Source organism: Sinomonas sp. RB5, assembly GCF_054063535.1.
This window is the reverse complement of record NZ_JBSSGJ010000025.1, coordinates 24,774-43,706: the sequence shown is the minus strand read 5'-3', so window position 1 is coordinate 43,706 and position 18,933 is coordinate 24,774. Positions and strand designations below refer to the sequence as shown.

16 protein-coding genes are annotated in these 18,933 nt (G+C 72.9%); 8 read left to right on the top strand and 8 right to left on the bottom strand.

Annotated features, from left to right (window positions below; translation table 11 throughout):
* Positions 1–306: 306 nt before the first annotated feature.
* The gene (locus ACVWWH_RS19895; protein WP_066496452.1) at positions 307–882 is read right to left on the bottom strand and encodes a cupin domain-containing protein; all 576 of its coding nucleotides are present in this window, start codon (positions 880–882) and stop codon (positions 307–309) included.
* Between the two features lie 282 nt (positions 883–1,164).
* Between ACVWWH_RS19895 and ACVWWH_RS19890 the strand changes: the two genes are divergently transcribed.
* Complete coding sequence (locus ACVWWH_RS19890; protein ID WP_457317767.1) at positions 1,165–2,283, top strand: VIT1/CCC1 transporter family protein; 1,119 nt, start codon at positions 1,165–1,167, stop codon at positions 2,281–2,283.
* A gap of 174 nt (positions 2,284–2,457) precedes the next feature.
* Here the strand turns inward: ACVWWH_RS19890 and ACVWWH_RS19885 are convergent, their stop codons facing one another.
* A complete protein-coding gene (locus ACVWWH_RS19885) occupies positions 2,458–3,405 on the bottom strand; it encodes a LysR family transcriptional regulator (protein WP_457317766.1) in 948 nt (315 codons plus the stop codon).
* A 102-nt stretch (positions 3,406–3,507) separates the two neighbouring features.
* On the opposite strand from ACVWWH_RS19885, the gene ACVWWH_RS19880 reads away from it, so the two are divergent.
* Positions 3,508–4,533: an MBL fold metallo-hydrolase gene (locus tag ACVWWH_RS19880; protein ID WP_457317765.1), complete on the top strand. Its 1,026-nt coding sequence runs from the start codon at positions 3,508–3,510 to the stop codon at positions 4,531–4,533.
* Between the two features lie 33 nt (positions 4,534–4,566).
* Positions 4,567–5,892, top strand: a complete 1,326-nt coding sequence (locus ACVWWH_RS19875) for an MFS transporter (RefSeq protein ID WP_457317764.1) — start codon at positions 4,567–4,569, stop codon at positions 5,890–5,892.
* A gap of 138 nt (positions 5,893–6,030) precedes the next feature.
* Here ACVWWH_RS19875 and ACVWWH_RS19870 read toward each other — a convergent pair whose 3' ends face one another.
* Positions 6,031–7,155, bottom strand: coding sequence for an LOG family protein (locus ACVWWH_RS19870; RefSeq protein WP_457317763.1), 1,125 nt, complete (start codon positions 7,153–7,155; stop codon positions 6,031–6,033).
* An 86-nt stretch (positions 7,156–7,241) separates the two neighbouring features.
* Here ACVWWH_RS19870 and ACVWWH_RS19865 point away from each other — a divergent pair, with 86 nt between their 5' ends.
* The gene (locus tag ACVWWH_RS19865; protein WP_457317762.1) at positions 7,242–8,807 is read left to right on the top strand and encodes a CehA/McbA family metallohydrolase; all 1,566 of its coding nucleotides are present in this window, start codon (positions 7,242–7,244) and stop codon (positions 8,805–8,807) included.
* Between the two features lie 79 nt (positions 8,808–8,886).
* Here ACVWWH_RS19865 and ACVWWH_RS19860 read toward each other — a convergent pair whose 3' ends face one another.
* Positions 8,887–9,924 (bottom strand): Gfo/Idh/MocA family oxidoreductase, encoded by a 1,038-nt coding sequence (locus ACVWWH_RS19860; protein ID WP_457317761.1) that lies wholly within the window; start codon positions 9,922–9,924, stop codon positions 8,887–8,889.
* 104 nt (positions 9,925–10,028) lie between these two features.
* On the opposite strand from ACVWWH_RS19860, the gene ACVWWH_RS19855 reads away from it, so the two are divergent.
* Positions 10,029–11,075, top strand: coding sequence for a LacI family DNA-binding transcriptional regulator (locus ACVWWH_RS19855; RefSeq protein WP_457317760.1), 1,047 nt, complete (start codon positions 10,029–10,031; stop codon positions 11,073–11,075).
* Positions 11,076–11,172: 97 nt separating this feature from the next.
* The gene (locus ACVWWH_RS19850; protein ID WP_457317759.1) at positions 11,173–12,612 is read left to right on the top strand and encodes an amino acid permease; all 1,440 of its coding nucleotides are present in this window, start codon (positions 11,173–11,175) and stop codon (positions 12,610–12,612) included.
* A gap of 50 nt (positions 12,613–12,662) precedes the next feature.
* On the opposite strand, the gene ACVWWH_RS19845 is transcribed toward ACVWWH_RS19850, so the two are convergent.
* The 4 genes from ACVWWH_RS19845 to ACVWWH_RS19830 all read right to left on the bottom strand — a co-directional run bounded on the left by ACVWWH_RS19845 (position 12,663) and on the right by ACVWWH_RS19830 (position 16,583).
* The gene (locus ACVWWH_RS19845; protein ID WP_457317758.1) at positions 12,663–13,157 is read right to left on the bottom strand and encodes an FBP domain-containing protein; all 495 of its coding nucleotides are present in this window, start codon (positions 13,155–13,157) and stop codon (positions 12,663–12,665) included.
* Positions 13,158–13,532: 375 nt separating this feature from the next.
* The gene (locus ACVWWH_RS19840; RefSeq protein ID WP_066496417.1) at positions 13,533–14,126 is read right to left on the bottom strand and encodes an HhH-GPD-type base excision DNA repair protein; all 594 of its coding nucleotides are present in this window, start codon (positions 14,124–14,126) and stop codon (positions 13,533–13,535) included.
* Between the two features lie 187 nt (positions 14,127–14,313).
* Positions 14,314–15,333: a sugar phosphate isomerase/epimerase family protein gene (locus ACVWWH_RS19835; RefSeq protein ID WP_457317757.1), complete on the bottom strand. Its 1,020-nt coding sequence runs from the start codon at positions 15,331–15,333 to the stop codon at positions 14,314–14,316.
* A 26-nt stretch (positions 15,334–15,359) separates the two neighbouring features.
* Complete coding sequence (locus ACVWWH_RS19830) at positions 15,360–16,583, bottom strand: Gfo/Idh/MocA family protein (RefSeq protein WP_457317756.1); 1,224 nt, start codon at positions 16,581–16,583, stop codon at positions 15,360–15,362.
* Between the two features lie 132 nt (positions 16,584–16,715).
* Here ACVWWH_RS19830 and ACVWWH_RS19825 point away from each other — a divergent pair, with 132 nt between their 5' ends.
* Together ACVWWH_RS19825 and ACVWWH_RS19820 are read left to right on the top strand one after the other, a co-directional pair.
* Positions 16,716–17,732: a LacI family DNA-binding transcriptional regulator gene (locus ACVWWH_RS19825; RefSeq protein WP_457317755.1), complete on the top strand. Its 1,017-nt coding sequence runs from the start codon at positions 16,716–16,718 to the stop codon at positions 17,730–17,732.
* A 432-nt stretch (positions 17,733–18,164) separates the two neighbouring features.
* The gene (locus tag ACVWWH_RS19820) at positions 18,165–18,905 is read left to right on the top strand and encodes a GntR family transcriptional regulator (RefSeq protein WP_066496399.1); all 741 of its coding nucleotides are present in this window, start codon (positions 18,165–18,167) and stop codon (positions 18,903–18,905) included.
* Positions 18,906–18,933 lie beyond the last annotated feature (28 nt).

The following is an 18,933-nucleotide window of genomic DNA, read 5'->3' as shown; positions in this document are numbered from 1 at the left end:
CCGATCAGAGGCCCGAAGTGTCCACGGACTCGTGAGACACACTGTCCACACTCACCTGAGACAGAAGTGTCCATTCAGTCCCGAGACTTCACAGTGGCCGTTCCGCCGTTTCGGGTACGCGGCCCGACGCCCCTCCGGCTGCACGCCCGCGCGCCGCCCGCTTCAGGAGACCACCCGGGCGCCCACTCCGGCGACGGGCCGGCGTGCGGCGCCCGCGCGGCGTCGTCCGCCTCCCGCGCGGGCGCGCAGCGGTGCGTACCCGAAACCGGGAAAAGGCCGCGAGATGCGTACCCGAAACTGGGAGGGTCAGCGGGAGGCGGCGGGCACGAGGACCCACAGGAGGCGTGCCGGCTCATCCGACGGGTTGACCCACGTGTGCGGCTCGCGGCCGGGGAACGTCAGGGTGTCCCCCGCGGCGAGGGAGTAGCGCTCGTTGGCCATGATGAGGTCGATCCGCCCGCGCACCACATGGAGCACGTCCACATCGCAGTCCACCGCGTACAGCTCCGACTCGCCGGCGCCGCGCGGCTCGATGTCCGCCTGGAGCACCTGCACTCGTCGCTCGGAGCGGGCCGTGAGCAGCCGCTCGACGATGCCCTCTCCCCCGAGCGAGATCCGCGGCGCCTCGGCAGCCCGCGTGAGGTGCGTCTCCGGCTGGGCGAAGAGCTCGCCGATCGAGAGCGAGAGGACCTGGCACAGCGTCACGAGCGAGGCGACCGAGGGCGAGGTGAGGTCGCGCTCCACGCGCGAGAGGAAGCCCTTGGTGAGGCCGGTCGCGTCGGCCACCTGCTCGATGGTCATGCGCTGGGACTGCCGGGCGGCGCGGATGCGGGAGCCGATCGCCACGGGGGCGTTGCTCGGCTCGACGGGCAGTGCTTTCATGGGCTCTCTCTCCTGCGCGGCAGGTCCCGCGGCGGCGGCGCGGGCTGCATCCCCAGCATAGAGCAACGTCTGTTGCCTCCCGGGCACCTCCGCGCTTCGGTGGCGCGCACGACGGCGCCGCCCGCCGCCCGCACGGGCCGCCGCCGGGCGTCGTGCGCACCGCAGGATTGCGGTGCGCCGAAGTCCCGGATGACGGGACACCGGCCGAAATCGGTGCCCGAAAAGGTCTACAGTGTCTGGGGCAACGGGGCCGCGAGCATCCGTCCACCGCAGGAGAACCCCATGCACACCACCACCCCTCAGGAGCCCGGCCACCCTCGGGAGCCCACCCCGGCCGACATCCGCCGCTGGCGCCAGTACCTCGCCGACGAGAAGGCCGAGGCGGCGATCTACCGCTCCCTCGCGAGCCGCCGGACGGGCGAGGAGCGCGACATCCTCCTGGGCCTGGCCGAGGCCGAGCGCCGGCACGAGGCGCACTGGCTGGCCCTGCTCGGTGACAAGGTGGGCCGCCCGCGCCCGGCGTCCCTGCGCAGCCAGCTGATCGGCTTCCTGGCGCGGCACTTCGGCAGCGTGTTCGTGCTCGCGATGGCCCAGCGCGCCGAGGGCCGCTCCCCCTACGCGACCGATCCCTCCGCCACGCCCGCGATGGCCGCGGACGAGCGCATCCACGAGGAGGTGGTCCGAGGCCTCGCGGTCCGCGGCCGCACGCGCCTTTCCGGCATGTTCCGCGCGGCCGTGTTCGGCGCCAACGACGGCCTCGTCAGCAACCTCTCCCTCGTGGCGGGGATGGCCGCGTCCGGGGTGGCGAGCCACGTGGTGCTGCTCTCCGGCGTCGCGGGGCTGCTCGCCGGCGCGCTCTCGATGGGCGCGGGCGAGTTCATCTCGGTCCGGTCCCAGCGCGAGCTCCTCTCGGCCTCCCGGCCCACGCAGGTCACCCTTGCTGCGGCGCCGGACCTCGACCTCACGGCCAACGAGCTCGTGCTCGTCTACAAGGCGCGCGGCATGAGCCAGGAGGCCGCCGAGCACCGCGCCGCCGAGCGCCTCGGCTACTACGCGTGCGACTGCGACCCGAGCCTGTCCCTGCACCCCGAGGCCGAGACGTCCGAGGACGAGCACGAGGCCATCGGCTCCGCCTGGGGCGCCGCGGGCGCGAGCTTCTGCTTCTTCGCCTCCGGCGCGATCGTGCCGATCCTGCCGTTCCTGTTCGGGATGGTCGGGATCCCGGCCCTCGTCGTGGCCGCCGCGCTCGTGGGCCTCGCGCTCCTGGGCACCGGCGCGATCGTGGGCCTGCTCGCCGGCGCCTCCCCCCTCACCCGCGCCCTCCGCCAGCTCGCGATCGGCTTCGGCGCCGCCGCGGTCACGTACGTGCTCGGGTTCCTCTTCGGCGTCGGCATGGGCTAGCGGCGGACGACGGCGGCCCGCGCCTCGCGGGACCTGACCCCGCGTCGCCCCACACCTGACCCCGCGTCCTTCTTCTGGACGCGGGGCCACCTCTCACCCGACGCGGGGTCACCTCTCACCCGACGCGGGGTCACCTCTCGCCCGACGCGGGGTCACCTCTCGCCCGATGCGGGGTCACCTCTCGCCCGACGCGGGGTCACCGTCTTCTCCTCGCCGGCTACCCGGGGACGCGACCTCGCGGGCGGCGCCGAGGACGGCGTCGACGCGGCGGGGGCGGCGCAGCCCCGGCGGGACGGCGGCGACCACCGCGTTGTGCGGCGTGGGGTCCGCGACGGGCACGAGCACCACGCCGCTCGAGCGGAACAGCTCCTCGACGCCCTCCCAGACGTTGGTCACCGAATAGCCCAGCCCGCTCGCGACGATCGCGCGGATCGTCTCGGACACCACGCTGCGCCATCGCACCCGCGGCGCCACGCCCGCTGACTCGAACATCGCCAGGACCCGTTCGGCGCTCGGGGGGACGTCGAAGAGGACCGCGTCGTACTCTGCGAGGTCGGCGAAGCGCAGCGACGCACGCCCCGCGAGCGGGTGGCCCTCGGCCAGCTGGAAGTGCGGCCGCGACTCGGCGAGGGTCACGAAGTCCACCCCGGGCACCGCCTGCAGCGAGTACACCACCGCGGCGTCGAGCTCGCCGTCGGCGACGGCGCGCTGGAGCTCCTCGGCGGCGCCCTCGACGAACTCCACCTCGATCTCCGGCCACCGGCGCGCCGTCTCGGCCAGGAGCCGGGGCATGAGGCGCGGGCTGATCGCGATCATGCAGCCGAGCCGGACCCGCCCCCTCAGCTCCTCCCAGCCTGAGCGCACGCTCGCGGGGATCTCGGCGGCCTCGTCGAGCACCCGCCGCGCCCGCAGGCCGAGCGCCGTGCCGGCCTCTGTGGGCACGAGCCGCTTGGACCGCGCCCGGACGAACAGGTCGACGCCGAGGGCGCGCTCGAGCTGGCCAATCGCCATGGACGCGGCCGCCTGGGAGATGCTGCTGCGGCGGGCCGCCTCGGTGACGGAGCCGGCGTCGAGCACCGCGACGAAGTACTCGAGCTGGCGGAGGGTGAATTCCGAAGACATAAGCAATCCTGATCGTTCTGTACGGATTGATTGATTATACAAAAGCTATGGCGCTGGCCACACTGGAACCCAGACCCCGCCGTCCAGAGCCCAGGAGTACCCATGGCCCCGAGCCTCGCCCCCCGCATCGTCACCCTCGGCACCGCCGGGGGCCCCCGCTGGTGGGCCGCCGCCGACTCCGGCGAACGCACCGGGATCGCCACCGCCGTGGTGGTCGGGGACGCGTTCTACCTCGTCGACGCCGGCCAGGGCGCTGGCCGCCGGCTCGCGCAGTCGGGGCTGGACCTCTCCGGGATGCGGGCGCTGTTCATCACGCACCTGCACTCCGACCACGTCTACGACCTCGCCGGGATCGGGATCTTCGGCCTCTACGCCCTCCAGCACCGGGCGGGCACGGACCCCGTGCGCATCATCGGCCCCGGCAACCGCGGCGAGCTGCCCCCGGTGTCCCCGCGCGCCGTCGTGCCTCCTGCCCCGCTCGCCCCGCACAACCCCACCCCGGGGACGCGGGAGATGTTCGAGGCGCTCATGGCGGCGCACGCCACCGACCTCAACGACCGCATCCTCGACTCGCTCAAGCCGAGCCCCCTGGACGTGTTCCATGCCGAGGACATCGAGATTCCGGCCGGCATCGGCTACCACCCGAACACCAACGCGACCCCCGAGATGGCCCCCTTCGAGGTCTACCGCGACGAGCTCGTCGCCGTCACCGCGATCCTCGTCGAGCACCCGCCCATCGCCCCGGCCTTCGCGTTCCGCTTCGACACCGCCGAGGGCTCGGTGACGATCTCCGGCGACACCTGCTTCACCACCAACCTCGTCACCCTCGCGCAGGGCACGGACCTGCTCCTGCACGAGGCGATCGACTTCGACTGGGTCGAGTCCCTCTACGGGGACCGGACGGACGAGGCCTCCCGCGCGGCCCGCGACCACCACTACAAGTCGCACACGAGCGTGCGCGAGGCGGCCAAGGCCGCCGAGGCCGCGGGCGCCGCCGCGCTCGCCCTGCACCACCTCGTCCCCGGCCACGCCCCCGAGCGCGTGTGGGCCGAGGCGGCCGAGCACTTCTCGGGCCGCTTCGTGCTCCCGAGGGATCTGGACGTCATTCCCTTTGGCCGCCAGCGCTGACGGCCGCAGCCCATCATCGGAAGAGGACTCCCCGTGACCACTGAAAGCACCACGACGGCCTCCCAGGCTGCCGCACCCATCGGGACGCTCAACACGAAGGACATGCGCCGCATCCTGGCCTCGTCCTTCATCGGCAGCGCCATCGAGTACTACGACTTCATGCTCTACGCGACCGCCGCCTCCCTCGTCTTCGACAAGGTGTTCTTCGCGAACCTCGGGCCCGGCTTCGCGCTGTTCGCCTCGTTCGTGACGCTCGCGGTCGGCTACGTGGCGCGGCCGCTCGGCGGCCTGGTCTTCGGCCACTTCGGCGACCTCGTGGGCCGCAAGAAGGTGCTCGTCCTGTCGATGGTGATCATGGGCGCGGGCACGGTCGCCATCGGCCTGCTGCCGCCCACCGCGCAGGTGGGCATGGCCGCGCCCATTACGCTCGTGGTGCTCCGCCTCATCCAGGGCGTCGCGGTGGGCGGCGAGTGGGGCGGCGCGGCGCTGATGGCCATCGAGCACGCGCCGAAGCGCCACCGGGGCTTCGCGGCCTCCTTCGCCAACGCCGGCGGCCCGGCCGGCGCGATCCTCGGCACGCTGGGCCTCTCCCTCTTCGCCGCGCTCTCCGGCAGCCAGTTCCTCGTCTGGGGCTGGCGGGTGCCGTTCCTCCTCTCGGCCGTCCTGATCGGGGTGGGCCTCGTGATCCGGCTCAAGGTCTCGGAGACGCCCGCCTTCCAGCGCCTCGAGACCGCCAGCGAGAAGCGCCGCGTGCCGATCGTCGAGGTGCTCCGCCACTCCAAGCGCGCCGTCCTGCTCGGGCTGGCCGCGACCACCGCCTTCTACGTCTGCCAGGCGATGACGACCGTGTGGGGCGTCTCGGTGGCCGTCGCCTCGGGCGCCGACAAGAACGGGGTGCTCAACATCAAGGCCGCCGCGGCGGTCCTGACCCTCGTGGTGTGCTTCATCTCGGCGCGCCTCTCCGACCGGCTCGGACGACGCCGCGTGCTCGCCTTCGGAGCGCTGCTCGGCATCGTCGCGGCGTACCCGACCGTCCTGCTGATGACCAACGGCACGCTCTGGGGCTTCGGGCTCGCGATCGTGATCGGCAACGGCCTCGTCCAGGGCGTCCTCTACGGCCCCATCGCCGCGTACGTCGCCGAGCAGTTCCCCACCCGGCACCGCTACACGGGCGCCTCGGTGGCGTACCACACGGCCTCCATGCTCGGCGCCGGCTTCACGCCGATGATCATCACGGGCCTGATCCTCGCCGCCGGCGGCGCGCTGTGGCCGGTCGCGGTGTTCTGGGTCGCTGTCCTGCTCGTCGCCCTCGTCGCCGTCCTGTCGACGGCGGAGGGCACCCGGCGCGAGCTCGACTGACCCCGCGTCACCCTAGACCTGACCCCGCGTCACCCCAGACCTGACCCCGCGTCACCCCAAACCTGACCCCGCGTCCGTTGATCTGGACGCGGGGTCAGGTCTCGTTGGACGCGGGGTCAGGTCTCGTTGAACGCGGGGTCACTTCAGGACCGCGACCGCCTCGTCCACCGAGTCGACGAGGTGCACGCGACCGGCCATGCCCCGCCCCTCGGCCAGCCTCGACAGCAGCGGCCACGCCGGCAGTTCCTCGGTCCAGTGCCGCACCCCGAGGAGCACCATCGGGGTGATGGTCCCGTCCGCGCCGTAGTAGTTCTCGCACGCGTCCTGGAACACCTCCTGCACCGTCCCCGCCGCGCCCGGGAGGAAGACCACCCCGCCGGTGCACTTCTCGAGGAGCACGGCCTCCCGGACCGAGTTGGCGAAGTACTTGGCGATGTGGGTCGCGAACATGTTGGGCGGCTCGTGCCCGTAGAACCACGTGGGCACCCCGAGGTTCTCGGCGCCGCCGGGGAACCCGCCGAGGACCCCGAGCGCGGCGCGCGCCCACGCACTGACGGACGGGCGGAAGAGGGGCACGACGGCGATCTGCCGCAGCGCCGCGTCGAGCGCGCGCTCCGGGAAGGCCGAGAGGTAGGCGCCCAGGTTCGCGGCCTCCATCGCCCCCGGCCCTCCCCCGGTGGCGACCACGAGCCCCGCCGCCGCGAGCCCTCGCCCGAGGCGCGCGGCGTCGTCGTAGGTGCGGCTCCCGCGGGGAGCGACGTGGCCGCCCATGACGCCCACGATCCGGCGCCCGGCGAACGCGCCGTCGAGGGCCTCCTGGAGCGCCTCGCCGATGTGGTGGTCGTGGAGGGCTGCCGAGATCGCGGACTCGACCCCGGCGCGCCCCTGCCGCTTGGTCCAGGCATAGATGAGGGCGTCCGGCGTCTGCTCGTAGGGCCGGACGGTGACGCCGGCATACAGCTCTGGCCCGGTGTAGAGGGTGGGCCGGTAGGGATCGAAGGGCACCCCGGGGAGGATCGGGAAGACCAGGGCGCCGCGGGTGCGCAGCGACTGCTCCATGCCGTCGGCGAGCCGGCAGCCGAGGAACATCGCCCCCGAGGGATCGAGCGCCTTGAGCGCGCCGGAGCGTTGTGTGAGGTCCACCGACTGGACGTGCCATCCGGCCATCGCCGTCGCACCGCCGGCCACGAGTGCATCGAAGCGCTCAAGGGACTCGACCTCGAGCGTCCGGGGCATCGGACTCAGCGCGGGCGTGGCGTTCATGGGGCCAGACTATCCACCCACGGTGTTCAGGCCCCGGCCCTCCCCGCGTTGCCTACCGTTAAGTATCGGCCACCACGATGTCGCGGGTGACTTCCCCCTGCAAGGCCCACAGCGGCGACACCCCTGCCCCCCTCTCCCCCTCGCGCCGGGGCTTTCTGGCAGCCGCGCTCACCGGCGCGGCGCTGACCCTGGCGCCCATGAGCTTCGCGGCCGCGGACAGCGGAACGCAGAAGACCAAGACGATCACCGGCCACCTGGATCCGGGCGCGGCCGACTTCGTCTACCTGCCCGTGGAGGTCCCCGCGGGCGTGAACAGGATCAGCGTCTCCTACACGTACAGCAAGCCCACGGTGGCCCCGGGACTGCTCTCCAACTCGTGCGACATCGGCATCTTCGACGAGCAGGGCACCCGCCTCCAGGGCAAGGGCTTCCGCGGCTGGTCCGGCGGCTTCCGGACGGAGTTCTTCATCAGCGCCGCCGAGGCCACGCCTGGCTACCTGCCCGGACCGGTCGGCAAGGGCACCTGGAACATCGCCCTCGGGCCGTACCAGGTCGCCGAGGCCGGGCTCGACTACTCGGTCACCGTCACCCTCGACTACGGCCCGGACGGCGCCCCCTTCCAGCCGAAGTACCCGGCCCAGGCCGTGGCCGGCAGGGGCGCGGGCTGGTACCGCGGTGACGCCCACCTGCACACCGTCTACTCGGACGGCAAGCGGACCCCGGAGGAGGTGGCCGCCGGCGCCCGGGCCGCCCGCCTCGACTTCATGATCTCCACCGACCACAACACGCCCGCCTCCCACGGGGTGTGGGGCCCGCTGGCCGGCAACGACCTCCTCATCCTCACCGGCGAGGAGGTCACCACCCGCAACGGCCACTACCTCGCGCTCGGCCTCCCGCCCGGGGACTGGATCGACTGGCGCTACCGCGCCCGGGACAAGGGCTTCGAGGACGCCGCCCAGCTCATCCACTCCCGCGGCGGCCTCGTGGTCCCGGCCCACCCGTACTGCCCCTACGTCGCGTGCCGGTGGAAGTTCGGCTACGACGACGCCGACGCGGTCGAGGTCTGGACGGGCCCTTGGACCCACGACGACGAGATGTCGATCAGCACGTGGGACTCCATGCTCGTCCACTCCGTGCGGACCAACGGCCGCTGGCTGCCGGCCATGGGCAACAGCGACGCGCACAGCTCCCCGCAGGTCATCGGCTGGCCGCACAACGTGGTCAACGCCGCGGCGCTCTCGCACGACGCGATCCTGGAGGGCATCCGCAGCGGCCGATCCTGGATCGCGCAGTCGGCGGACATCACCCTCGACCTCACCGTGAAGTCCGGCGGGAAGACCGCGGGCATCGGCGAGCGGCTCGACGTGCCCCAGGACGCCCCGGTCACGGTGACGGCGAACGTCGGCGGGGTCCCGAACGGGGTGGTCCGCTTCATCACCGACGAGGGCCAGACGCAGCAGGTCACGCTCCCGGCCTCGGGCCAGGGCACGGTCACGTGGACCACGACGCCGCAGCTGGCCGCCTACCTCCGCGTCGAGGTCCGCCACCCGAAGGCGGACGGCACCTCGGGCAGCGGCACCGAGATGGGCCCGGACCTCCCGCTCGGGCCGATGGCGGCGCTGACGAACCCGGTCTTCCTCGGGTCCAAGTAGCACCACCGGAAGCACGACGCCGGCGGGTCGCCTTACGGGAGGCGGCCCGCCGGCGTCGTGCTCGCCGACAGCGGCGCGCTCAGGCGCGCGCGGCGACCGCCACCCTCACGGGGGCGCCGGTCTCGAGGGACTCCTGCGCGGCGTCGGCCACGCGGGAGGCGGCGACGGCGTCCTCGGGCGTGCAGGGGTTCTCGCGCTCGCCGAGGACGAGCTCGACGAACGCGGCGAGCTCGGCACGGTAGGCGGCGGCGAACCGCTCGGCGAAGGTCCTGTGGGTCTCCCCCGCGGGGAACGCCACGCCGGGCTCGGTGGAGCGCAGCGCCGTCTTCTCGTCCAGGCCCACCATGACCGAGGACTCCGAGCCCTGGATCTCCAGGCGCACATCGTGCCCGGCCGCGTTGTAGCGGGTCGCGGCGACGGTGCCCACGGTGCCGTCGTCGAACGTGACGACGGCGAGCGCCGTGTCCACGTCCCCGACCTCGCCGATCGCCGGGTCGCCGTTGTTGGACCCTTTGGCATAGACCTCGGTGATCTCGCGGCCGGTGAGCCAGCGCAGGATGTCGAAGTCGTGGACCGAGCAGTCGCGGAAGAGGCCGCCGGACGTGGCGAGGAACTCGACCGACGGCGGGGCCATGTCCCCGGTCACGGCGCGCAGCGAGTGGATCCAGCCGATCTCCCCGGCATCCAGGCGGCGCTTGGCCTCGAGGTAGCCGGCGTCGAAGCGGCGCTGGTGGCCGATCTGCACCACGCCGCCCCTCGCCGCGATGTACTCGAGGACGGGCAGGGAGTCCGCGACCGAGCCGGCCACCGGCTTCTCGCAGAACACCGGGATGCCGGCGTCCACCCCGGCGCGGATGAGCTCGGGGTGCGTCCGGGTCCCGGTCGCGATGACGAGGGCGTCCACGCCGTGGGCGATGAGGCCCGGGGCGCCCCCGGGGACGAAGTCGGCCCCGACCTCGCCGGCGACGGCGCGGGCGTGGTCCTCGGCGACGTCCGTGAGTGCCAGGCGGAGCCCGACCCCGCGTCGGGCGAAGGCAGGGGCGAGGGCAGCGACGGTGCGGGCATGCATAGCGCCGATGCGGCCGACGCCGACGAGCCCCAGGGTGATGGCCTTCATGCGGCACTCCTTCGTGTATGGGAACGTTCCAACAGTGAGGTCTAGAGTATCCCTGTCCCCCTGCGGCCGGTCAAGATTTGTCCTGACAAACATGAAGGAGTGCCGTGGCGAAGTCCGTGACGATCCTCGACGTCGCCGCCCGCGCAGGCGTCTCGAAGTCCGCCGCCTCCCTGGCGCTGCGCGGTACCGGCTACGTGAGCGAGGCCAGGCGCCGGGCCGTGCTCGAGGCCGCCGAGGAGCTGGGCTACCGGCCCAACGCCGCCGCCCGGGCGATGGGCTCGGCCCGCAGCGGGATCGTGGGACTCATCCTCGACGACCTCCGCAACCCCTGGTACGTCCCGGCCGTGGAGGGCCTCTCGGAAGGCCTCCACGCGGCGGGGCTGAGCCCGCTGCTCGGGGACTGGCGCCTCGAGGGCGCCGCGCTCGCCGAGCGCTGCCTCGAGCTGCGGGTCGAGGGCCTCGTGCTGGTGGGGACGCTCGACGGCGCCGAGGAGCTCCTGCCGCCGCTCGGGCCGCTGCCCGTGGTCCAGGTCGGCGCCGCGCGCGCCCAGGTGCCCGGCGCCGCCGTCGTCACGAACGACGACGCCGAGGGAGCCCGCCGCGTGGTCCGCCACCTCACGGGGCTGGGGCACACGAGGATCGCCCACCTGGCCGACCCCGGGACGTCGGTGGGCGATGCCCGTCGGGCCGGCTTCGAGGAGGAGGCGCGCCGCGCCGGGCTCGACGCGGTCACGGTCCCGGCCGGCCGCACCGAGGAGGCGGGCCGGCTCGCGGCGCTCGGGGTTCTGCGCTCCGGGCCCCGGCCCACCGCGGTCTTCGCGGTGAACGACATGGCGGCCCTCGGCGCGCTCTCCGCCGCGGAGGAGCTCGGCCTGCGCGTCCCGGAGGACCTCTCGCTGGCCGGGTACGACGACACGCCCGCGGCCCGGCTGCGGGCCGTCGGGCTCACGAGCGTGGACAACGCCAGCAGGGAGGCCGGGCGCGTGGCCGCGGCCCTCCTGGCCGAGATGATCGCCGGCCATGGCCGGCCCCCGGGAGGGGCCGGTCCCGGCGCCGCGGCCACCCTCCTCAACCCGGAGCTGAAGGTGCGCACCAGCACGGCGCCGCCGCCCGCCGTCGTCCGCCGGGCCCGCCCCGCACCGGCCGGGTGAGCCCTCCGGATCGCGCGGTGCGGCGGCGACAGGAGCGCGCGACAGGAGTACCCTGCGGAGCATCCGAGGATCGAGAGCCAACCACCAGGATGCTGCGATGTCAGGGAAGAACCAGTCCATACTCCGGCGCAAGCCAATCGGTGAGATCGAGGACGAGCCCGGCATCGGGCACCTGTCCCGGACCCTCGGACTCTGGCAGCTGACCGCGATCGGCGTCGGCGGGATCATCGGCGCCGGCATCTTCTCGCTCGCCGGCGCCGTCGCGCACCAGACGGCCGGGCCGGCCGTGCTCATCTCCTTCCTCGTCGCCGGCGTCGCCAGCGCGGCCGCCGCGCTCTCCTACGCCGAGTTCGCGGGGATGATCCCCAAGGCCGGCTCCGCCTACACCTACGGCTACGCGGCCCTCGGCGAGGTGGTGGGCTGGTTCATCGGCTGGGACCTGCTGCTCGAGTACACGGCCATCGTCGCCGTCGTCGCGATCGGCATCTCCGGGTACTTCGGCTTCCTCGTGGGCCAGCTCGGCGTCGACCTGCCCGCATGGATGCTCGGCGCGCCCGGCACCGGCCCCGGGCACGTGGTCGACGTCTTCGCCATCATCCTGTGCCTGCTCACGGCCTGGATCCTCACCCGCGGCATCCAGAGCACCGGCCGGTTCGAGCTGCTGATCGTGGCCCTGAAGGTGCTGCTCGTCGTGGTCATCGTGGTCCTCGGCGTGTTCCACATCAACAGCGCCAACTACCACCCCTACTTCCCCTTCGGCTTCGGCGGGGTGATGACCGGCGCGGCCACGGTGTTCTTCGCCGTCTTCGGCTACGACGCCATGAGCACCGCCGCCGAGGAGTCCCGCGACGCCACCCGGCACATGCCCAAGGCCATCATCTACTCGCTCGCGATCGCCATGGTGCTCTACATCCTCGCGACCCTCGTGCTCACCGGCATGCAGAACTACACCCAGATCGACCCGAAGTCCGGCTTCGCGAGCGCGTTCGCCGCCGTGGGGCTCCCCGGGGTCGCGGACGTGATCGCCGTGGGCGCGATCGTCTCGATCCTGACGGTGATGCTCACGTTCATGCTCGGCGTCACGCGCGTGTGGTTCTCCATGAGCCGCGACGGCCTGCTGCCGAAGTGGTTCGCCCGGACCGACCCCAAGCGGCACGTCCCCACCCGCGTCACGTGGATCGTCGGCGTCGGCTCGGCCATCCTGGCCGGCGTCCTGCCCATCAACACCGTGGCCGAGCTGACCAACATCGGCATCCTCTCGGCCTTCGTGGTGGTGTGCCTGGCCGTGATCGTGCTGCGCTACCGCAGCCCCGAGATCCCCCGCTCCTTCCGCACCCCGTGGATGCCCGTGGTGCCGGCGATCGGCGTCCTGTTCTCGCTCTGGCTCATCATCTCCCTGCCGTGGGAGACCTGGGTGCGGTTCGCGGTGTGGCTCGTGGTGGGGCTGGCGATCTACTTCAGCTACTCCCGCAGGCACTCGCTGCTCAACCCGGACAGCCCGCGCCACGCCCAGGCGGGCGCCCCCGGCGGGCGGTGAGGCTCCGCGCACGACGCCGGGTGGCCGGCGTCGTGCGCGGGGCGCCTCCCCTAGCCGCGCACCTTCTCGAGGAAGAGCCCGGCCCGCGTGCCCAGGCCCTCGATCCGCCTGGCCACGACGAGCGCGGGGTCCGGGTTGATGGGGTCCGCCGGCGGCTGGACGCGCACGTTGGCGCTGCACTGGAAGTCGGCGCAGATGAGCGTGCCGACGGTGTTGCCGTTGCGGCCCGATGCCCCGGCGCGGCGGGCCACCCACAGGAGCACGTCGTTGGGCGTGTCCACGGCGCGGCACAGGTCGCACAGCACGGCGCGGTTCTTCCGCGCCCCGCCCTCGGGCGCACGGAGCAGGGCGGAGACGATCCGGCCGTCCGGCTGCGGCACCACGAGGTAGCCGCGCAGGGGCATCTTCGGATCGCGCCAGCCCAGGACGTCGAGGGCGTCCCAGTCGAGCTCGTCGAAGTCCTTCGGCGGGGTGAGCCGGGCGGCCTCGGACCGGCTGGCGTTGATGAAGGAGGAACGGATCTGGTTCAGGGTGGTCTTCTGCATGGCAGCACTCGCTTTGCGGCATCGCTTCGGGCCCGCGCCCATCCGGCGCGGGGCATGACGTGGCGGTGTCTGCCCCTGGCGGGGCCTGCAGGTGCCCTGGGACGGCGATCGGCACGCAGCGGCGCCGGGCACCGCGGAGGGGCTCAGGGTTCGGGAAGCCTGGTCAGGCAGCGGGGGCAGACGGGCGCAGGGGTGCGCAGCAGGCCGTCACGGCCACCCCGCTCACTGCAGCGATCACGTCTGCTCCCCCTCATGGCGCCGCCCGGCGCGTCCTCGATGCCCTGGTCTGCTGCCGAGGGCGTGGTCCTGCCGGGAATCCGGCTGGGCCCGATCCTCCCAGATCGTCCAGGATCCGTCCAGCCGGCGGCGTCGGGATCACGCCGGAGAGGCCGCGCCCTTCGCTCCCGCCTTCGCCGCGGCCTTCTGCGCGCGCTTGAACTCACGGACCTTGGCCAGCGACTCGGCAGAGACGATGTCCGCGACGCTGCGGTGCGAGCCGTCCTCGCCGTAGGGGGCGGAGGCCTCGCGCCAGCCCGCGCCGGCGTAGCCGTACTGCTTGCCGAGCAGCGCGAGGAAGATCTTGGCCTTCTGCTCGCCGAACCCCGGGAGCTTCTTCAGGCGCCGGAGCACCTCGGCGCCGTCCGGGTCGCCCTGGGTCCACAGGGCCGCGGCGTCGCCGCCCCACTCGTCCTCGACCGCGGCGCACAGCGCCTGCACGCGGGCGGCCATGGAGCCGGGGAAGCGGTGCACCGCGGGCGGCTCCTTGAACATCTGGGCGAACTCGTCCGGGTTCGTGTGCGCGAGGGCGGCGGCGTCCAGCGTCCCCGCCCGCCGGGCGATCTTCAGTGGGCCCGCGAACGCGGTCTCCATCGGCACCTGCTGGTCCAGGAGCATGCCGATGAGCAGGGCGAGCGGGTCCTCGGTGAGCAGGCGGTCGGCGTCGGCGTCGCCGGTGATGTTCAGCGTCATGGCGCCAGTCTCCCACCGGGCCAAGCCCGGGTCGACCGGGCCAAGCCCGGGTCGACCGGGCGGCGCCAGCCCGCCGTCGGGCGCCAACGGCGGAACCGGAGTCGAAATGGTGGGCTGAGCACGGTGCCGGCGGCGCGGACCGTGCTCAACCCACCATTTAAGGGGACGGGGGGCGACAGCGCACGGCCTACGCCCGGGCCGGGGCGTCCTCCCCGATCATCCGTGCGGCCTCGAGCAGGACGCCGGCGGCGACCTCGAGGCCCTCGATCCGGCCGAGGGAGACGTCCTCGTGCTCGATGTTGACCATCATGTCCGGGTCCACGTCGCGCAGGGCGGACAGGAACTCGGCCCAGTAGGCGGCGTCGTGCCCGCGGCCGAGGGCCACGAAGTCCCACGCGGAGTCCTTGGGCCACTCGTTGGCCCACTCGTCGCCGCCGAGGTTGGTCCGCGGCTCGTCCGGAGAGAGCCGGCGGAAGCGGTTGTCGAGGACCCCGTAGAGCCTCGCGTTCTCGGGATTGACGCGCACGTCCTTCGCCGCGGCGTGGACCACGAGGGAGCCGAGCTCGCGGACCACCGCGACCGGGTCCATCTGCTGCCAGAACAGGTGCGAGGCGTCCAGTTCCACGCCCACGTGGGTGGCGCCCGTGAGCTCCACCAGCCGGTACACGTCTGCGGTGTTGAAGACGATGTTCTGCGGGTGCAGCTCGAGGGCCACCTTGACGCCGTGGTCCGCGGCGAGCCGGTCGGTCTCGCGCCAGAAGTCGGCGGCAATGCCCCACTGGTAGTCGAGGACGTCCAGGGCGGCGGAGTTCCACGCGTTGACGATCCAGTTCGTCACGGTCGCGCCGGGCTCTCCCCCGGGCAGGCCGGACATGGTCACCACGCGGTGCTGGCCGAGGCGCTCGGCGAGGCGGATGGAGCGGCGGATGTCCTCCGCGTGCTTCCGGCCGATCTCGGGCTTGGGGTGCAGCGGGTTGCCGTTGCAGTTCAGGCCCGCGATCCCCACGCCCGTGCCCTCGAAGAGGCCGAGGTAGTCGTCCCGGGCCGTGTCGCTCTCGAGGATCTGGTCGAAGGTGGGCACGTGCACGGCGGGCAGGAAGCCGCCGGTGTTGATCTCGATGCCCGTCAGGCCGAGGCCGGCAATGACCTCGAGCGCCTCGGGCAGGGAGCGGTCGTGCAGGATCGCGTTGTAGACGCCGAGCTTCATGGTTCTCTCCTAGCGTTTCGGTCGGCTCAGCGCACGACGGCGAGCGCGGGCTTCTCGGCGGACGGGACCTCGACGCGGCGGCCGGCATCCGCGGCGGAGGCAGCGACGGCGCCGAGGATCTCCATGTTGCGCACGCCCTCGTCGAACGTCGCGCAGCGCGGGAGGGACTCGGCCACCGGCAGGCCCGCGACCTCCTCGAGGAATGCCCGGGCCTGGTAGCCGAAGGCGTCGTTCTGGCCGAAGCCGACGCCCGGGGCGTCCATGGCGAGGCCGCCGGCGATGTAGGGGTGGTCGGGGCCGAGGATCACCTGGCGGTAGCCGTTCTGGGCGTAGGGGCCCTCGTTGAGGAAGAGGCCGATCTCGGCGGGGCGGCGCTGGTCGAAGGAGGCCGCGCCGTTCTCGCAGAAGACCTCGAACGTGAGCGAGTTGGGGTGCCCCGCGGCGACGCGCGAGACGGACAGCGAGCCGATGCAGGAGGCGAACTCGGCCGAGAAGGAGGCGACGTCGTCGTTCTCCACCGGCTCGAACGTCTCCGAGACGGCCGCGTGGTCGTGGCCCAAGACGGCCCCGAGCGGGAGCGGGCGCTGGGTGATGGCGGTCGAGAGCTCGCCGCCGGAGACCGACCGGATGTCCCCGCAGAGGAACTCGCCCACGTAGGCGAGGTGGCTGCCGATGTCGGCGAGCGCGCCCGAGCCGGGGCCGCCCTTGTAGCGCCAGCTCATGGGTGCCTGCGGGCTGCAGCCGTAGTCGGTCCAGTAGCGGCCCGAGAAGTGCAGCGGACGCCCGAGCGTGCCGTCCGCGATGAGCTCACGGATGGCGGCGATGCCGGGCGTGCGGCGGAACGTGAAGCCGATGCGGCCAAGGACGCCGCGCTCCTCGGCGGCGGCCGCGGCGTGGGCCATCGCGCGGGCGTCCTCGAGGGAGTCGGAGAGCGGCTTCTCGCACAGGACGTGCTTGCCGGCGGCGAGGAGCCCTTCGACGACCTCCCGGTGGAGGGAGTTGGCGATGACCACCGAGACGACGTCGATGTCGTCCGCCTCGGCAATGGCCTGCCACGAGGAGTCGTGCCGGGCGTAGCCGAAGCGCGTCGCGGCCGCCTGCCCGAACTCGGCGTTGACGTCGCCGATCGAGACGAGCCGGATCTCCGGGAGCGTGGGCCGGTAGAGGGTGCTCGCGGCGCGGTAGGCGGCAGCGTGGGCCTTGCCGGCCATGCCTGCGCCGATGACGGCGACGCCGAGGGGCTTGCTCATGGTTCTCTCCTTCGAGGGGTCCGGCGGGGCCGGGCAGGGTAAGTTTTGGAGCGCTCCAAATCACAGTACGGAAGCACACTTTGTCCTGTCAATAGCCCCCTCGGACCGCTCCGCGGATGCCATGATGGTCCCGTGCCCACTGACGCGACGCCCCGCCCCACGATCTACGACGTGGCCCAGCGCGCCGGCGTCTCCAAGTCGCTCGTCTCGCTCGTCCTGCGCGATGCCCCCCATGTGAGCGAAGCCCGGCGCGACGCGGTCCTCGCGGCCATCGACGAGCTCGGCTACCGCCCCTCCCGCGCCGCGAGCGCGCTCGCGAGCCAGCGCACCCGCACCGTCGGCGTCCTCATCGACGACTTCCACAACCCCTGGTTCGTCGAGCTGCTCGCCGGACTCCGCTCTGTCCTGGATCCGGCCGGCTACACGGCCAGCGTCGCGGACCTGGCCCTCGAGACGGCCTCGGGCCGCAAGCCCGTGGACGGCTTCCTCGCCCAGCACGTCGACGCGATCGTGATCGCCGCGGACCTCGCCCCCGGGACGCTCGAGCGCGTCGGCGTCCCGATCGTCGTCGCGGGCACCCGCGAGCTCGGCGCGCGCGACGCCGGGCAGGCAGTCGATGTGGTCGCCGGCGACGACGAGCTCGGGGGGCGGCTGGCGACCGAGCACCTGCTCCGCCTGGGCCACACGCGGGTGGCCCACCTTGCCGGCCACAGCGGCCCCGGCGACGCCCGGCGGCGCGGGTACGAGGCGGCGATGCTGGCCGCGGGGCTCGAGCCGATCACCACGGGCGGGGGCGCGACCACGGAGGCGGCCGGCTACTCCGCGGCCTGGGCGCTCCTGGACGCGCACCCCGGCGTGACCGGAATCGTGGCCGCGAACGACGTCATGGCCGTCGGCGCCCTGGCCGCGCTGCGCGAGCGGGGGCTTTCGGTGCCCGCGGACGTCTCGGTGGTGGGCCACGACGACTCGCCGCTGGCCGCCTACCGGTACCTCGCGCTGACGAGCGTGGACGGCCACTCCGCGGACGTGGGCGCCGCGACGGCACGGGCGCTGCTGCGCCGCCTCGACTCCCCCGATGCGCCGGCGCACCGCGAGCTCCTCGCCCTCGACCTCGTGGTCCGCGGCTCCACGGCCCCGCCTCCCACCTGACCGCCCATCTGAAAGTCACCTCCTGAAGGTCACCTCCTGCGGGTCACCTCCTGGGAAGTGGGCAGATCGACACAACCCAGGTCGCGATCGGCCGCTTCCGGGCCGGTTTCCGCCGTGAGTTGTGTCGAGATGCCCAGCTGGACCATCTGCACCCGACCTCGTGGTCCGCGGCTCCACGGTGCCCCCTCCCGCCTGGCCGGCCATCTGAAGAAAGTCACCTCCTGAAGGTCACCTCCTGCGGGTCACTTCCTGTGGGTTTCGCCCTGGGACCGAAGCCTAGACTTTGTCCTGTCAACCTTCGGAACAACCCCGTCGGATCACACCCGCACCCTGTCCCGGCCGGAGGCGCGGTGCTACGATCAGAAGAAGGTTTTGTCCTATCAACCAAACATTCGGCCCGGGCCTGCGCCCCGCCGGACCCAAGGAGGGGTCATGGCAGCCACCCTCAACATCCCGATCGACCGGTCCTCCCCCGTGCCGCTGTACCACCAGGTGGTCCAGGGCATCGAGGCCATGATCCGGGGCGGCCAGCTCGAGCCGGGCTCGAAGCTCGAGAACGAGATCGAGCTCGCGGCACAGCTCAACCTGTCCCGGCCCACCATGCGCAAGGCGATGGACGAGCTCGTCCGCGCGGGCCTCCTCGTGCGCAAGCGCGGCGTCGGCACGCAGGTCGTGGCCAGCCAGGTGCGCCGCCACCTCGAGCTCTCGAGCCTCTTCGACGATCTGGCCCGCGGCGGCAAGCGCCCCAGCACCCGCGTGCTGAACTTCAGCCACGGCCCCGCGGACGCCGACGTCGCGGAGACGCTGCAGCTGCCGGCCGGCGTGGGCGTGTACCACTTCACGCGCCTGCGCTCGGTCGAGGGCAAGCCGCTCGCGCTCATGGAGAACTGGGTCCGGGACGACGTCGCGGAGCTGACCGAGGTGGGCCTGCGCGAGCACGGCATGTACCAGATCCTGCGGGACGGGGGCGTGAACTTCCGCCTCGCCAACCAGCGCATCGGCGCCGCCGTCGCGGACGAGTACCAGGCTGGCCTGCTCGAGGTGGCTCCCGGCTCCGCGCTCGTCACCATGGAGCGCACCGCGGTGGACGACACGGGCCGCAGCGTCGAGACCGGCCGGCACGTGTACCGGGCCGACTCCTACAGCTTCGAGATGACCCTGGTCCAGCGCTGACGCGCGGCCGGCACGACGGAAGGAACAT

Coding starts and splice junctions, on each gene's coding strand:
- ACVWWH_RS19880 (WP_457317765.1), top strand. CDS start 3,508: ATGGCCCCGAGCCTCGCCCCCCGCATCGTCACCCTCGGCACCGCCGGG.
- ACVWWH_RS19835 (WP_457317757.1), bottom strand. CDS start 15,333: ATGAAGCTCGGCGTCTACAACGCGATCCTGCACGACCGCTCCCTGCCC.
- ACVWWH_RS19845 (WP_457317758.1), bottom strand. CDS start 13,157: ATGCAGAAGACCACCCTGAACCAGATCCGTTCCTCCTTCATCAACGCC.
- ACVWWH_RS19890 (WP_457317767.1), top strand. CDS start 1,165: ATGCACACCACCACCCCTCAGGAGCCCGGCCACCCTCGGGAGCCCACC.
- ACVWWH_RS19850 (WP_457317759.1), top strand. CDS start 11,173: ATGTCAGGGAAGAACCAGTCCATACTCCGGCGCAAGCCAATCGGTGAG.
- ACVWWH_RS19830 (WP_457317756.1), bottom strand. CDS start 16,583: ATGAGCAAGCCCCTCGGCGTCGCCGTCATCGGCGCAGGCATGGCCGGC.
- ACVWWH_RS19860 (WP_457317761.1), bottom strand. CDS start 9,924: ATGAAGGCCATCACCCTGGGGCTCGTCGGCGTCGGCCGCATCGGCGCT.
- ACVWWH_RS19895 (WP_066496452.1), bottom strand. CDS start 882: ATGAAAGCACTGCCCGTCGAGCCGAGCAACGCCCCCGTGGCGATCGGC.
- ACVWWH_RS19885 (WP_457317766.1), bottom strand. CDS start 3,405: ATGTCTTCGGAATTCACCCTCCGCCAGCTCGAGTACTTCGTCGCGGTG.
- ACVWWH_RS19870 (WP_457317763.1), bottom strand. CDS start 7,155: ATGAACGCCACGCCCGCGCTGAGTCCGATGCCCCGGACGCTCGAGGTC.
- ACVWWH_RS19820 (WP_066496399.1), top strand. CDS start 18,165: ATGGCAGCCACCCTCAACATCCCGATCGACCGGTCCTCCCCCGTGCCG.
- ACVWWH_RS19840 (WP_066496417.1), bottom strand. CDS start 14,126: ATGACGCTGAACATCACCGGCGACGCCGACGCCGACCGCCTGCTCACC.